Here is a 15,338-nt window from a genome sequence, read left to right on the forward strand (position 1 = left end):
AAGGGGGTTGCTTCGGCAACCCCCTTTTTTTGTTACAGCGATTCGAGAAAACGAATCAGGTTTCGCTTCTCCGTGCCGGACAAGGCTTGGTAGCTGTTCTTCGCCGCCAGGCCTTCTCCACCGTGCCAAAGAATCGCCTCTTCAATGGTGCGGGCGCGGCCATCGTGTAAATAGCTCCCTTCGGGGGTGCAAACTTCGTCGCCCTGTTGCCCCGTCGGGTTAGTCACACCGCCGGTCACACAGGCGGACAGCCCCAACCCCCACAGCGGCGCGGTTCGCCACTCGGCGCCGGAAGCCTGGCCCTCACCGAGGTTATCGGCAAGCCCCGGCCCCATATCGTGCAGCAGCATATCCGTGTAGGGATGAATGGTTTGATCACGCAACTCCGCCAGGGGGTAGTGCTGACTGGTCTGGTGAGTCGGTGTGTGGCAGCCGGCGCAACCCACGTTATCGAACAAGGCCTCCCCCTGCTGAACGCCCGGGTCGTTGTAGTCACGCTGAGGCCGAACCCCCAACAGCGAGGTGTACTTCACCAAATCGGCGAGGTGATTGTCCGCGAGTTCCGCGCCACTGCTGCCACAGTCACTCTGGTTGGCCCCGCAGTCGGGTTGAGGCAGCACAGAGGTCATCACCCCGATATCTTTGTTCAGGGCGCTAGCCAACTGGTGTTCTACGCTGACGGTACCCGCTTTCCAGCCGAAGCGGCCCAGCCGGGTGTCACCGGATTGAGGGTCGAGAATACGATTGGCGCGACCGGAGATGCCATTCCCGTCGGCGTCGTTGGGGTCGGCTTGGGCCAGAATGGCGGACTCGGGAATCGCTTCTAGCAGCCCTATGCCCACCAGGTTGGGGGCGATACGCGCAGAAAAGCGCTCGGGCGTGACCCCTGCAAACTGAAAGTTGGGCGAGCGCAGGCCGTTCTGCTCGCTCCAGCTACCGATCTTGACCTCGCCTTCACTCTGAGCGCCGTTACGGGCAAGAGGCTGCAGTACACGGCCCAGAGCCGGGTGCGGGTTACCGGCGGCATCGGCCACCAGGAAGGACCATTTGTCCAACGGCTCCCCCACTGCGGCTGGTGCGGCGCGACCATTGCGGTTATGACAACTGGCACAGCTGTCATTGGTGTAATGCGGCCCGGCCAAGCCCGACAGTTCATTGAAGACCGGGTTTTCGATGGGTTTTTCGTCGTGGCGACCGTCCACGAAAGAGGTGTGCAGGACCCGCCGCCCCAACATGAAAGGCTGGCCGTTATCGTAGCTCAGGTTGGTGGCCATCTGCATAAAGTGATTGTCGGTTTCCCCGGAGGTAGCGGCGTGGATAGTGGTTTCACCCCCGAGCCAGGCACTTTGGGGAATTTTTACCGAGTCCTTGACGCCACCCGCGGGTGTGGAACCGCCCACATCCCAAGGAACCAGACCTTCCCCGACAATGTACAGGTAGGTCGTTCCGTAATAGTTTGCCCGGCCGTTAGGCACGCTGGCATCCAGAAACTGGCTGATTTCAAACTCCAGTTTGTCACCGATTTGAATCGGCCGCCCTTCGCGGCAGTTATAGCGGCGCTCCTTGTGGTAGTTCAGGTTATTCTCCACCACCATGGTGCCGTTGTCGCAGTACTCCGCCACTGTTCCGACGCCACGATAGAACCAACGGTTTTCCGCTTCGGTATCGCTCAATTTGAATTGCGTGCGAACGTTCATGCGAACCGTGTCCCCGCCTTTGGCGACCTCATCGATAATCTCGATGCCAGCGGTGCGATCTTCCCAATAAAAACTCAGGTAGTGATCGTACGCCTGGAAGTGGTCCTCCTTGGCGTGCCGATCCCGGGCCCGGTCGGCAAAGCGAGTAATCAAGGCGGTATCCGTCTCATACTGCACCACCGGTTCCTGGGTTGTGGAGTCATCATACAGCGGCACGATTTCGCCCAGATTGGCAGAACTGCTCGAATGGCTACTCTGCTGTGAGCTGGATTGGCTGGAGGAGCTCTCACTGCTTGAACGGCTGGAGCCGTTGGCGGCAAAAATGTGACTTTGCTCTCCAGTGCTCTGCCCCACCCCGCCGGTGATAATGGTGAAATGGTAGGTCAACACATCGCCCATGCTCAGGCCGTTGATATCGTAGTACCACCCGGAGCCATTCTGCCCCATACGCACATTTTGCTGAGCCCCACCGTTAACACGGTAGTGGATGTCCACCACGTCGCCCTCAGTCACTCGAGCCCGGGCCGTGTCACCGTCCAGCTCCTGGATGCAACCGGTACCGCAGTCGGTATTTTGTGTCGGCTCGGAACCGAAGACCCGGAACTCCCAGATGGAGTAGCCCCAGTAGTTACCGGCGCTTCGGCTGATACCGAACATACGCACGTAGCGGTAGGTACCATTCACACTGAGCGTGTCCGTGCGCTCACCAAAGGCGCCTCCACTGCGACTGGCGAGTGTGTCCCACTGGCTACCGTCGTTGGAGGCACGAATTTCGTAGGTATCGGCATTGGCCGCTTCCCAGTCGATGACCACTTGGGATAGCTCGTAAGCTTGCCCGAGATCCACGGTCAGAGAGGAAGGGTCGGTCTGGGCCGCCGAGGCCCAGCGGGTATTAGCGTCGCCATCGATCGCGTTGTTGGCGGATAAATCCGCTGTACTGGCGGAGGCCGACTGGTTCAGCGCAACATTGGTGGTTTGCGCCACGGCGGGCACGGAGAAAATACACAGAAGCAGTGCGCCAAGCACACTTTGACGTCTAAATAAACGCATTCGCGGTTCCTCGCAAGTCACTGTTATTTATTGATTATCGGGGTTGGGTACCAATACGGGACACCCAAGCTGCGAGCTTTCTTGCTAATACCTTGGATAGGTCTTCCTTCACCACGGTTGCTGACCCACTGGCCGCAATCGCCAGGTTGTTGAACACTACCTGCTGACCCGGAGCCTAGGGATGCGGTCCGGCAGCGTCGTCCCACTTTGGGAAACGGGGTAAAGTGAACCGCGGACACCGCGAGGATGCCGATTCATTCGAGGGGGAATTGGGAAGTGGGCCCCGCCGGATGCCAGGGCCGCTGTCGTCTAACGTTGCAAATCGTACTTGCGCATTTTCTCTACCAAGGTGGTACGACGCACACTCAAGCGGTCGGCCGCCCGGGCCACCACGCCACCACAGTCGTTTAACGCCTGCTGGATCAAGTCCTTTTCCAGGCTGCTGATGTACTCGCGCAGATCGATGCCTTGTTCGGGTAACAAGGGAGTGTCGCTCATGCTGACATAACCGGCTTGAGGAGTAGCCTCGGCTTCCTTCTCGGCACCAAAGTCCTCTTCAGCGACATCCACATGGCGATACTTCGCGGGTAAGTCTTGCACGCCCACTACACCATAGGGATGCATGATCGCCATTCGCTCCACCAGGTTGGCGAGCTCCCGCACATTGCCGCTCCAGGGGTGACGGCACAGTGACAGTATCGCGGCGGAGTTAAACCGAATGGAACCGCGATCCTCGCTTTCGAGACGGGAAATCAGCTCATTGATCAGCAACGGTATGTCTTCGGACCGCTCCTTCAGCGCCGGCAACTCGATCGGGAAGACGTTCAGACGATAGAACAAGTCCTCACGGAACCGGTCCTCGGAGATCATGCCTTCCAAGTCCCGGTGAGTGGCGGCAATGACCCGGACATCCACCGTGGTGGTCTTATTGCTGCCCACCCGTTCAAAACTCCGCTCCTGCAACACCCGAAGAATTTTCACCTGCATATTAAGCGGCATGTCCCCGATTTCATCGAGAAAAAGGGTGCCGCCTTCCGCCAACTCAAAGCGCCCCGCCCGCGAGCTTATAGCACCGGTAAAGGCGCCCTTCTCGTGGCCGAACAGCTCGCTCTCCAGCAACTCCGCCGGAATGGCACCACAGTTGACCGGAACGAAGGGTTTTTCGCGACGGGGGGAGCTGTAATGAAGGTTACGAGCCACCACTTCCTTCCCGGTGCCGGACTCACCGGTAATGAGTACCGAGACGTCTTTATCCGCCACTTGGGCCATCATATCGCGGACTTGCTGAATTTCCCGGCTGGTGCCCACCAGGCTGCGGAACAAGTGTACCGGCCGACGGGTGGGTTGGCGGCGATTCGCTTGCTGAGCCTGGCGGTATAGCTGGGCCCGATGGAGGGTATCCAGCAGCTGATTATAGGCCGGTGGCATGCTTATGGTGGCGATGACCATCCGCGACAGTTCTGCGGGGGCCCCTTCGGGCAAGGCTCTCTCCTCCAACAGGATGACCGGGACGTCCTCCTGGCGCTGGCGAATGTCCTTAAGTTGCGCCTCCAACTCAGAGGGCTTGGGGGTCTGTCCAAGAAATAGGGCGGTCACCCCACGCTCGCCCTCCTCCCCTTCGTTGTCGTGGACGTCATGCCAACCATCCCAGCCGGCTTCCAGCGCCATATTACCCAAAAACTCCAGGATAATCGCCAATTCCCTGCGTCGCTTCTCGTTATCGTCCACCACCAAAACACGTGTGTTTCGCCACATTCGACTAGGCCCTTCTGTACTTTCTTGTCATCGACACCGAGAGCCCCCCGCTCACGAGCCGGACCTGTTAACAACTAATAGTCGACCAGGCCACACCAGTCAAATAACCGTCGGTTTTGACACCGACGCCGATATTTTGAAAGGGCGGATTTTGACGACTTGCAATTTATGTGACTTGTATCACAAAAGAAGAGATTCTGGCAGGGTTTTCCATCATGGGCAATCCCGACTGACGGAAAAGTGACGAGTTTAATGTCAAATTTTTGGGTGTCGCGACTCGAGGGGGAAGGTGAAGCGCGCCCTATCGCCCCGTGGGGCTACAGAGCCAGCGACAACACCTCCTGGTGGCAACGGTCTATCAGGTTGGCGTAAACGCCCTTGAGCTCGCTCAGTACCCGTACCAGGGCAGAACGGTCTTCGCGGTTGGCCGCAATCACTCGCTCAACCAGGCCGGCACAGGCCCTATCCAGCTCGCGCACTCGCGGCCAATCTTCGGCGCGCAGCGCCTTGACCAGCTCACGCCGCAGCTCGGCGATCTGGCCAAGGCCGGCGTCGCCTTGGTAATCGGGGGTAGGCACCGCCTGCAAAGCCATGATCAGCGAACCTCCTCGGCAATGGCGTCCCAGCCGCTTTTCAGCTCGCCCAGCAGGCGGGCACACTCGTCCAGGCGCTCGACGCTGTTCTTGTAGTTCGCCTCAGTCAAGGCGCGGATGATGTAGTCGTACAGCTCGTTGAGCTCATCGGCCAGTTCGCCCTCTTCTTTCTTTTCTTTCAGGCTGCCCTGCAAGCCGTCGACAATATTGATGGCCTTTTGGATTCGCTCGCCCTTGCGCGCGATCTGGCCCTGCTGCATGGCGCCCTTGGCCTGAGCGATGCGTTCAAGCGCCCCTTCAAACAGCATTTGAATCAGTCGATGGGGGGAGGCGTCGAGGACGCTGGATTGAACCTTGACGGAAGAGTAATTCTGAGCAGCGCGAGCGTAGGCGTTCATTCCGGATCTCCGCGAAGTTAAGTGAATAGGCTGTATCGCCATTTTCGTTGTGTCTAACTTTATAGCGGCGGCCCCGGCAGAAGCTTTAAGGGTTAGGGTGAAAAAATTTATCGGCTCCAAGAGCTATCGATACCCCTGCGCTTATAACGACTAGCCATTTGCAGTTGGCCTTGCCGTGCGCCCTCCCCGCCCCCTTCTCCCCCTGAAGCCGATTTACCTGTAGTAAACTCTTACCAGTCAACAAAAATACCGCAAACCAGGGGCTCTGTCCCCAGCTCTGCCAACTCTGCCAACTCTGCCAACTCTGAAAGGTACCGTATGGCCCCCGTTCGAGTAATCCTACAAGCCAGAACCGACTCGACCCGGCTTCCCGCCAAGGCGCTCTTACCGATTGCGGGTGTACCTAGCGCCGTACTCGCCGCAAAACGCGCCGCCAACCGGGGGCACGAGGTCCTTCTAGCCACCACATCCCGACCCGTGGACGACGAGCTGGCCGAAATGGCTTCTCGCGAGGGCATCAACACTTTCCGAGGGCCCGCGGAGAACGTGAGGTTACGGTTCATTGAAGCTTGCTCAGACATGAATAATGACTCCACCATAGTCAGGCTCACGGCCGACAACTTACTGCCCGACGGCGACCTGATTGAACAGTGCATCACGTTTTTACACCAGCATAACCTGGACTACGTCAATACGGAGGCACTCTTTGGGGCTTGCCCCTACGGGCTGTCGGTCGAAGCCTTCCGGCTAGGCGCCCTAAAACGATCTGTCGCGTCTTCCCATAGTTCATTCGATCAGGAACACGTCACGCCTCCATTGCGCAGCATGGCAGCCGCCGACTTCCCCACCCCGCACTCGTTCCCCGAAACGCTGGCGAGTTTGCGTTGCACCATGGACACTTTTGAAGACTACCTCAATGTGTCGGCCGCCTTTCGTGGCGCCCCCAACCCGGTCGCCATGGGCTGGAAAGAGCTTCTGTTTTGGTTTCCACACCCGGATGGCTCTCCGACAGCACCCTATGGGAAACCCCGCTTGGTGCTGGGAACGGCTCAGCTAGCGGCTCCTTATGGAACCATCCGACAAACCGCTCCCCCCTCCCCTTCAGAAGCCGTTGATCTCGTTCGCGCGGCGATTGACCACGGCGTGCGTACCATCGACACCGCTAGCGCTTACTCCGGCTCTGAGCGATTAGTCGGCCGGGCCACCGAAGGCGCTTACCGTTTAAAAAGCCACATCGTTACCAAGCTATCCCCACTCTCAACGGTCCCTCCCGAGGCCTCTTCCGAGCTCGCGAGCAGTGCGGCGGAGAACAGCATTCTTCGCTCACTGGTGGCGCTCGGCGGCGAAAAGAAACCTTCCATTTTGTTACACCGCTTTCAACACAAAAAGGCATGGAATGGCGCGGTTTGGCAAACTCTTCTACGCTTTAAAGAAGAAGGTCTCGTCGAGGCGGTGGGCGTTTCGGTTCAAACCCCAAAAGAAGCGCTGGAAGCCCTTGAGGACCGCCAGGTCAGGCTCATCCAAATACCCTACAATTTACTGGACTGGCGGTGGGAGGGGTTTGCTGAGACATTAAAGACGAAGGAAAATCCGCCAGAGGTCCACGCCAGGAGCCTTTTCTTGCAAGGGATATTGTTAGGCGAGCTCGATAGATGGCCGGTGATTGACGGAGCAGACCCAAAGGACATCCTGAGCCAACTTAATCACTTCGTAGCGGAATTTCACAGAGAGTCTTTGGCTGACTTGTGCGTGGCCTGGGCGAGATCAAAGTCCTGGCTTGACGGCCTGGTCATCGGTATGGAAAACCATTCCCAGCTATACAGCAATCTTCGTTTGTTCAAGACCCAACCCCTGACACCCGCACAGGCCGACAAACTCTCGGCGCAGGTCGGCAGGGTTCCGGAGAGGCTTCTAAACCCCGCCCTTTGGGTGTAGCCTTGTAACAATCGGTAAGGTGATGGCTGTCGCACTATGTTTCGTTTGGACGGAAAAGTAGCTCTGGTGACGGGGGGGAGCGGTTGGCTCGGAGCCCCCATGGTAAGCAGTCTTTGCCAGGCTGGAGCCCACGTTGTGTTTTTGGGACGACAATTGGCTCCTCTGGTACAGCTAAAAGAAGACCTTGATCATCAAGCGCTCTCGTCAGAATATTTTCAAGCGGACATTACCAACGCCAGCGACATAGCAGAACTCGCTCAGTACCTCACGCAGAAGTTTGGATACCTCGACATAATAGTCAACAATGCCCACTCCAGCGTCACTTCCAAAACCGGGCTCGACGCTTCGCCAGAGTCGTTCTCTGAGGCCGTCAATGGGTCCGTCTCCCCCATCTGGAGAATTGTCACCGAGCTGATGGAGCTTCTTAAAAAAGCGGTCGCCATCAATGGCGATGCGTCGGTAATCAACATCGCCTCCATGTACGGATCGGTCAGCCCGGATCCGGCCCTCTACGAATCAACGTCCGAACCCTACAACCCGCCCTACTACGGAAGCGCCAAGAGTGGCATTATTCAACTTACACGGTGGCTGGCGGCGCATTTGGGGCGTGAACACATTCGAGTAAACGCCATAAGCCCCGGCCCCTTCCCTCAATGGGATAAGACCGAGCGGGCCCCCGACTTCACCCGTGCGCTGAGCATGAAAACAGCGCTGGGCCGGGTGGGCTCACGTCAGGAAATTGGCGGGGCCGTGGTTTTTCTGGCCAGCGCCCAGGCCAGCTTCATTACCGGCATTGATCTCCCGGTGGACGGCGGCTGGACGGCGTTCAGATGAGCACTCGTGCTATGGGGCCCAACGTTTTGGCCTTTTACATGCCGCCGTTACCACGGATCTTGCTTCCGGTCAGTCACTTCACGGTGTCGACTTAAGGTGGCATGCGCCTTGCTTAAGGTTAACGTGACATATGCCTTGGCCATTGGTAGCGGCAAGCATACCTGGCCAGGTAACCTTCTCTGATGCATGTATTATTTCAAACGGAAAAAGCGGCATACTATGAGCAACGACCTCAACCAGCTAATCCGCCAGACCGAGCTCCACCAACAGCAGCTCATGCTTTCACAGCGTTTCGAAAAGAACCTTCGGTTTCTTTCGTCAGCGGCTCCCGATCTTTACGATGAATACAAGAACTATGCCCCTCAGTCCCTCAAGCTGAGTTTCACGGAATCCGGGCACTTGGACTTAATAAACCTAGGGACGGGAAAGTTCGTTTATGGGGCGCCTCCAGAGGAACTCCACCAGAAAGCCGTCGAGGACTTTTTAAAAAGCCCCAGACGCTACGCCACCGGCTTTTCAACGATCAAAAAAAGCTTGCTGGAACTGGAACCTTTTATTCGTAGAAGCAATACAGCGATTGAGTATTTCAACAGCCAACTGCCCAGGTTCAACTCCGCCGAAAACCCTGAGCGAATAAAGCTGCTGGTCGTCGCCGGCGTAGGCATGGGGCAGCACATCCCCCTGCTACTGGAAAAAGTAGACGTTCGCCACCTGTTCATAATAGAGCCGGACAAAGACCTCTTCTTCTGCTCCTTGCATACATTGGACTGGGAAGAGACTGCCCAGCACTTTGCAAAAGAAGGCTATTCCCTGAACCTCCAGGTGGGGCAGGAGCCAAGCGCGGCCATCAACGCCCTGCAAGTACACCTGGAGAATATCGGCCCCTACAATGCGGTCACCACCTACCTGTTCGACTTCCTCCAAACCGAGCGGACGTCTGAAAGCACTCGCCTTCTTCTGAAACAGCTAAGTCGGTCACTGGCCGTTCAGGGCTATTTCGACGACGAACGGGTGGGGCTCGCCCATACCATTAACAATGTAAAGAACAATATTCCATGCCTGACTCAGCACTCAAAAATTTCGGGCAAGAAAGAGCCCCTGCCCGCCTTCGTGATAGGCAACGGCCCGTCGTTGGATGCGGCCGAGTCATTTTTGAGAGAAAATAAAGACAAGGCGATACTTATCTCCTGCGGCACCACCTTGGGCTCCCTTGCTCACATGGGCATTACCCCCGACTTCCACATAGAGCAAGAAAGGCTATTGATGATTAGCGAGTTTCTTTCCAGCTCTACGACAGAGGAGTTCCGAAAAGACATTCGGCTAGTGGGCCTAAACACCGTTCATCCAGAGGTGTTTCGCCTGTTTGACCAGAAAGTTATGTTCATGAAGCCAAACGATTTGGGCTCCACTTATAGCCAGAAGTTGATCAAACGGGGGCACAGCGTCGTTCAGCTACCCAACTGTAACCCGACTGTGACAAATGCGGGGGCTGCCTTAGCCATCGCACTGGGCTTTAAAGAGGTTTATTTAGTGGGCGTGGATTATGGCTCGCCGGATACCCAATCACACCACTCCAAGCGTTCGACGTATTATCGGTTTAAAAAGCAATACAATGAAACGCTGAGTAAGACCCTGCACAGCCAAAGCAACACGCCGGTACAGGGTAACTTCGGGGGAGAGGTGCTGACGAGCCGGACGTTGAATCTTTCGAGAGTCAACATGGAAGAGCTCATCGAAAAGAGCCCCGGCCATCATTTTTACAACACCAGCAACGGTGCCCTGATTCATGGGGCCACCCCCCTGCGTTACAACGACGCCTCTATCGACGCCCCCACTACCCCCACGCCTCAGGTGGCCGACAGACTGCTTCAAGACTGCTTCAGCACCGAGCCGTTTGAGAGCGCTGCCTTATCAAAGCGAATTGAAGCGGACTTCAAACCCGCCGAGAAGATTCTCACCAAGATCATCACCGTTCTTGACCGTAAGCCGGAGTCTCATTCGGCAGCCAACGACATTGTCGACCGGATTCACAATGTTATGCAAAGTGCTGCGAAGAACACCGTCGAGGACAGAGCCAATCAGATGCTCTTAAAGGGGAGCATTAATACCTTCAATCTACTTCTTCAGGCGACGCTGGACAAAGGCGGTAACTCTGCTAAGGCTATGACAGTGTTCGAAGTCGTCGCCTCGGAGTACAAGTCCTACCTGTACGAGGCACTGGAGCAACTGCGGAAAGGGTTTCTGGACAACGATCAACGACGAGCCAATATTGGGGAGGCTTTGGAGGGCTGATCCTCCAGCCGGAGCGAAAAAAGTAACGCTCTTTCCGCTCCGGCCTTTACAGGAGGCCTTACTCTCCGGCGGTAAACGGCAGGCGATCGTTCAGGCCTTCCAGGAAGTCTCCCGTGCTGTTTAAGCTTCTAACGATTTGCTCCATCGACCGAAATCTGGCCTCTTGAATGGCCCGGAACGACTCACTCCGCCGATCCAAGTCCTCTCGGTCTTCGGCCACTTCGCTCAAGTCATCTTTCAGGTTGCTCTCACGTTCAGCTATGAGACCGGAGCTTCTTAGGTAAGTATCCAGACTTCCCATCAAGGTGGAACCTACGCCCCGCGAAAAGCCGATGGTTGCCGAGGTTGCGCCCGGCAACACTTCCATGGCGAGCCCCTCCGCTGGATCTCCCAGCGCTGGGCGCAAGATGTTTCCAAAGCCAAATGCCTCTCGGCCATCAATAGTGCCTGCGACGTTTTGGCCCCCCGTTCCCGCTCCGGCGGTCACACCCAGTTCCGCGGTATCCGCTCCAACACTGACGAACTCCACCGTGCTGGATGCGCCATAACGGTCGGATTCGAAACTTAGACTGTTTGTCCCTGAATCATAAACGACGGACACCTCGGCAAACCCTTCCTTTAGGCTGGCGTCACTGTTAATCAGGGTTTGAAAGTCCGCCGCCAACTCGTCTCCGTTACTATACGTCTTTCCGTCAGGCAGACTGATCTGAGCCGACTCTCGCCCATCCACCGCAATGGTAAAGCTGTAATCCTTGCCGGTGGTATCCAGGGGGAACGCCACGGTTATAGGGCTGGCTTGGTATACCCCCTTGGTGGCCTCCTGGGTAATATTCACGTCGTATTCGCCGGCCTGGCTCTTTGCGCTGTAATCAATGACATTGACTTTGCTGGATGAAGACCGCGTATCGGGAACAAATAGGTTTTTTACCGCTTCAAAATGGTTACTCATGGCCGCTTGGAAGTCTGTTTTGCTCCCATCTTCGACAATTTGCAGAGTACCGTCCAGCTTTGTGCGGATACCGATAGTGGATAAGGCACTAAAACCTCCTTCCACACCGGCCACTTGCGAACCCAAGGTGGAACGGATGTTCTGAAGCAGGTTGTCCGCCAGTGTGTCATTACGCAGACTTCCTTGACCGTCCTCGCCTTCGGAGTTACTCGTGAGAAACTGAACTTCCTCATAAAATGCGTTGTAACTCTCGACAAAGTCACGAATGGCCTGCTCGGACTGGCTACGGTCTTCCTTTACGTTAATGCTGATCTCTTCGGTGGTGCTGCTGTTGAAAATGTCAAACTCCATACCATCAATCACATCGTCAATGGTATTGGTGGTCCGGGTGACTTGGAGGCCATTGACGCGCAAGATCGCGTCTTTCCCCTCCTGCTGCTGAGTCAGATTTTGCTGAGTTTCATTGTAATTAAAGTTTGCCAACCCCGCGACAGCCCCTTCAGTGGCTGTAATTTCCAATTCTCGTTCCGCCCCCGTGGGGCCGGTTAATAACAGCTGGTAGCTGCCCTCATTGCCGACAATACTGGCTTGAACCCCAGTGCCCGCATCATTGATGGCATCCCGCAGCCCTCGCAAGCTATTATTGCTGTCATCAATTTCAATGGTGGCCCCTTGAGCCTCTGCATCCACAGTAAAAGCCCCGCTGACCCAGTCACCAAAGCGCAATGTCAGCGATCCGGTACCTACCTCGGAGTCCAGGCTCGCGTAGGCCCCCGAGCTGAGGGACTGCGACTGGGCTACCTGGTCAATTTTTACCCGGTAGTTCCCCGGCACTGCATCCGGTTCCAGCGAGTTGACCGCCATCAAAGTCGTGTCTGAAATGGAGGCGGACTTGGCGTTGAACGTGTCGGGATTCGCCAAAGCCTCAAGAGAGCCTTCGAACTCATCGACCGCCTGACGCAACATGCCCAGACCAGAGATCTGAGCGTCAAGACGCTGCTCTCGTCGGTCAAGCCGTTGCTCTTGCGGGGCCCGCTCCAGTTCCACCAACTGATTGACCAGCGAACGGGTATCAATGCCGGAGCCGCCGCCCAACTGGCTGATAATATTGCTTGTGATCTCGTTGGCCATACTAACCTCTATGATCGGAACTACCGATAGTCGGCTCGGGAAGCGCCTATACATAACTTTGGCGTCAAACGCCGCCGTTTTTCGCAGCTTGTGGGCAGCGATTGGCTATTACCCTCATTACTTACTGTTTCGGCCGGTTTTGATTAAACTTTAGGCAGAGCTACCAACCAATGGCTTATTTATCGTCACCTCAACATCCATCGCTGTTTTAATGCAAAAAGGGTGCCCTGAGGCACCCTATTGCGTTGGTCCATAGATTCAGACTCTGTCGTTAGGCCTGTTCATTGAAAAAGTGGAGTGGCTCCATACTGTCTTGTAGCCTCCGGGCGAGCTCCAAGAACACCTCGTCCGGAATTTGGCGAATAACTTCGTCCGTTTGCCGGTCCACCACTTTCACAATAGTCTCGCCCAATTCCTCATCGATACTGAAGCGCAAATCACGCTGGGTCGATTGGATATACTCGTTCATCTGGGTAACGGCTTCCTCGACTTCAGGCAGCTGTTGTGTTTCAGAAGATCGACTATTTTGCTGGGGTATAGACGAAACGGAGGGCGGCAATACCTTGCCGCCCTCTTCTGCCGCTTGACGGGTTGAATCCGGTGAAGCCGGGCGCAGGCGCTTGGGGTCCGGAGACTCATAGCTAGCGCTGCTTTGGAGAAAACTCACTTCACTCATTTCATTGCCCTCTCAAGAGAACCACCGGGTTACCCCGGTGGTTCTGACCAGACCTCTTACTGCAGCAGCTGGAGAGCCTGCTGGGGCCGGGCGTTAGCCTGGGCCAGCATGGCCTGAGCCGCCTGTTGCAGTACCTGCGACTTACTCAGGTTGGCCGTTTCCGCCGCGAAGTCAGCGTCCATGATTCGAGAGCGTGCCGCGGAGGTTTTCTCACTGATGTTGGTCAGGTTCGCAACCGTAAAGTCCAGCCGGTTGTTCACCGCACCCAAATCCGCGCGAGTCTGGCCTACCTGGTCAATGGCGTTGTCCAGGATACCAATGGCCTTTTGGGCACCGGCGGCCGTGCTAATGTCCAGGCTGGCGACAGAGCCCAAGCCTTCAGTGGCGTTACGCTCTTGCAGACCGGTTAGCGCGAAGACATCAGCGTCTGTAGCGCCTTCACCGTACTCGACCGAGATCTCATCGCCGCTGCTGGAGCGCAGGCTCACTTCGTTGTTAGTCCCAACCGTCGCAACAACACCGGTTTCAGACGAAATATCGTTGATTTTCTCAGCGATCAGCGAGGCGTTATCAGCGGCTGTGTCAGCGGCTACTACGGAAATTGCCCCGACCGCGACGCCGTTAATAAGCAGGTCACCTTTGGCCAAGTCAACGGCAGAGCCTGTGCCCACAGCCGCCCCGACAAGGTTGCCGTCATCGTCATTAAAGTCGACGCCCAGGTCGTCGGCCACAGCCGTGCCGCCGGTACCGGCCTGAATGGTAACGCCGTTCTGGTTGCTGCTGGTGTCGTTGACGACCAGAGAGAACTCATTGGCCGTGTTCGAGCCCAAGCCCGCGGTACCACCGACGTCAGATAACCCCACCGCACTTAAAGCATCGGCACTGCTACCGTTCACTTCAATACTCTCGGCGCCTTCAGCAGAGAGGACAAGTGCTCCGTCCTGATCCAGGGAAGCCTGTATGGAGCTTCCGGCGTTGATCTTATCCACCACCTCTTGCATGCTGTTGGTGCCGGTAAGGGTGATGTCCTGGTTCTGGCCATCGCCGTCCACCAAACGGATGGAAATGGTGTCGGTATCGCGCAGAATACCGGAACCGCCACCGTTACCTTCTACCTGAACCAGTGTAGAGACCTCGGCCCCTTTACCTTCCAGGTCAGCGTTGATAGTGGTCAATGCTTCATTGACGTTAGTCGCGGCTGTCAGTGAGCTGATGGTGGTGTCATTGATGATCAGACCATCGTCGGAGATAGCCGTGAGCGACGCCAGGCCAGTAGACTCTTCACCAACGATATCGGCGGCGGCCCCGCCCAATGCGTTGGTGGTGAACGAGCCAATGGTGATGTCGATGGTCTGGAACTGCTCGGAACCTACCTGCAGTTGCGCGCCTTCAAGGCTACCGTCCAACAGCGCCTGGCCGTTAAAGGTGGTTTGCTCGGAGATACGGTTCAACTCTACTTTGAGCTGCTGAACTTCTGAGTCCAGACGTCCACGGTCAGTATCAGAGTAAATGCCGTTAGCGGACTGAACGGAGAGTTCGCGCATGCGCTGCAGAATGTTGGTACCTTCCTGCAGGGCGCCTTCGGCGGTCTGGATCATTGAGATACCGTCGTTAGCGTTACGCACCGCTTGGTCCAGGCCTCGAACTTGAGAGGTCATACGGTTGGCAATGGCCAGGCCGGCGGCGTCGTCTTTGGCAGAGTTAATACGCTGACCGGAAGACAGGCGCTCAGTAGCCTGGTCCAGTGCGTTACCGGATTGCATCAGCTGACGCTGAGCGTTCAAAGAGGCAACGTTGGTGTTAATGACGAGAGACATAGTCTTTCTCCTAATTTAGTTTTCCGGTTCACAGGCTTTACCAGCCGTGGATCTTTAGTCGGACAGTGAAGCCTGGGAACACGCGCACCAGGTCTTCTATAAAGGTTTTCGACTTAACCGGCAATACCTTTAGGAGTTTTACCAGAAATTTATTAGGCGACAGGATGTCAGGATAAATTCCTTTATTTTCAATGGGTTATAAATACCGAAG

Annotated in this window: 10 protein-coding genes; 3 read left to right on the top strand and 7 right to left on the bottom strand. The window is 56.3% G+C overall.

Features of this window, described 5'->3' with window-relative positions; genetic code table 11:
- Nucleotides 1–32: 32 nt before the first annotated feature.
- From AAE514_RS04220 to fliS, 4 genes are all read right to left on the bottom strand, one after another.
- Nucleotides 33–2,747: a di-heme oxidoredictase family protein gene (locus AAE514_RS04220; RefSeq protein ID WP_347330261.1), complete on the bottom strand. Its 2,715-nt coding sequence runs from the start codon at nucleotides 2,745–2,747 to the stop codon at nucleotides 33–35.
- 309 nt (nucleotides 2,748–3,056) lie between these two features.
- The gene (locus AAE514_RS04225) at nucleotides 3,057–4,502 is read right to left on the bottom strand and encodes a sigma-54-dependent transcriptional regulator (protein ID WP_347330262.1); all 1,446 of its coding nucleotides are present in this window, start codon (nucleotides 4,500–4,502) and stop codon (nucleotides 3,057–3,059) included.
- A gap of 317 nt (nucleotides 4,503–4,819) precedes the next feature.
- Entirely contained in the window at nucleotides 4,820–5,095 is a 276-nt protein-coding gene (locus AAE514_RS04230) for a hypothetical protein (protein ID WP_347330263.1), read from the bottom strand.
- Between the two features lie 2 nt (nucleotides 5,096–5,097).
- A complete protein-coding gene (fliS, locus tag AAE514_RS04235; RefSeq protein ID WP_347330264.1) occupies nucleotides 5,098–5,493 on the bottom strand; it encodes a flagellar export chaperone FliS in 396 nt (131 codons plus the stop codon).
- Nucleotides 5,494–5,811: 318 nt separating this feature from the next.
- Between fliS and AAE514_RS04240 the strand changes: the two genes are divergently transcribed.
- The 3 genes from AAE514_RS04240 (at nucleotide 5,812) to AAE514_RS04250 (ending at nucleotide 10,554) form a co-directional block, all read left to right on the top strand.
- The gene (locus AAE514_RS04240; protein ID WP_347330265.1) at nucleotides 5,812–7,428 is read left to right on the top strand and encodes an aldo/keto reductase; all 1,617 of its coding nucleotides are present in this window, start codon (nucleotides 5,812–5,814) and stop codon (nucleotides 7,426–7,428) included.
- Between the two features lie 36 nt (nucleotides 7,429–7,464).
- Nucleotides 7,465–8,262, top strand: a complete 798-nt coding sequence (locus AAE514_RS04245; RefSeq protein ID WP_347330266.1) for an SDR family NAD(P)-dependent oxidoreductase — start codon at nucleotides 7,465–7,467, stop codon at nucleotides 8,260–8,262.
- Between the two features lie 219 nt (nucleotides 8,263–8,481).
- A complete protein-coding gene (locus AAE514_RS04250; RefSeq protein ID WP_347330267.1) occupies nucleotides 8,482–10,554 on the top strand; it encodes a motility associated factor glycosyltransferase family protein in 2,073 nt (690 codons plus the stop codon).
- Nucleotides 10,555–10,612: 58 nt separating this feature from the next.
- On the opposite strand, the gene fliD is transcribed toward AAE514_RS04250, so the two are convergent.
- The 3 genes from fliD to AAE514_RS04265 form a co-directional block, all read right to left on the bottom strand.
- The gene (gene fliD / locus AAE514_RS04255; protein ID WP_347330268.1) at nucleotides 10,613–12,634 is read right to left on the bottom strand and encodes a flagellar filament capping protein FliD; all 2,022 of its coding nucleotides are present in this window, start codon (nucleotides 12,632–12,634) and stop codon (nucleotides 10,613–10,615) included.
- A gap of 271 nt (nucleotides 12,635–12,905) precedes the next feature.
- Nucleotides 12,906–13,310, bottom strand: a complete 405-nt coding sequence (locus AAE514_RS04260) for a flagellar protein FlaG (protein WP_347330269.1) — start codon at nucleotides 13,308–13,310, stop codon at nucleotides 12,906–12,908.
- 56 nt (nucleotides 13,311–13,366) lie between these two features.
- Nucleotides 13,367–15,127 carry a flagellin N-terminal helical domain-containing protein gene (locus AAE514_RS04265; RefSeq protein WP_347330270.1) on the bottom strand — a complete coding sequence of 587 codons (1,761 nt, stop codon included), beginning with the start codon at nucleotides 15,125–15,127 and terminating at the stop codon, nucleotides 13,367–13,369.
- Between the last annotated feature and the right edge of the window lie 211 nt (nucleotides 15,128–15,338).

Origin of the sequence: Marinimicrobium locisalis (assembly GCF_039822625.1) — a bacterium.
GTDB lineage: Bacteria > Pseudomonadota > Gammaproteobacteria > Pseudomonadales > Cellvibrionaceae > Marinimicrobium > Marinimicrobium locisalis.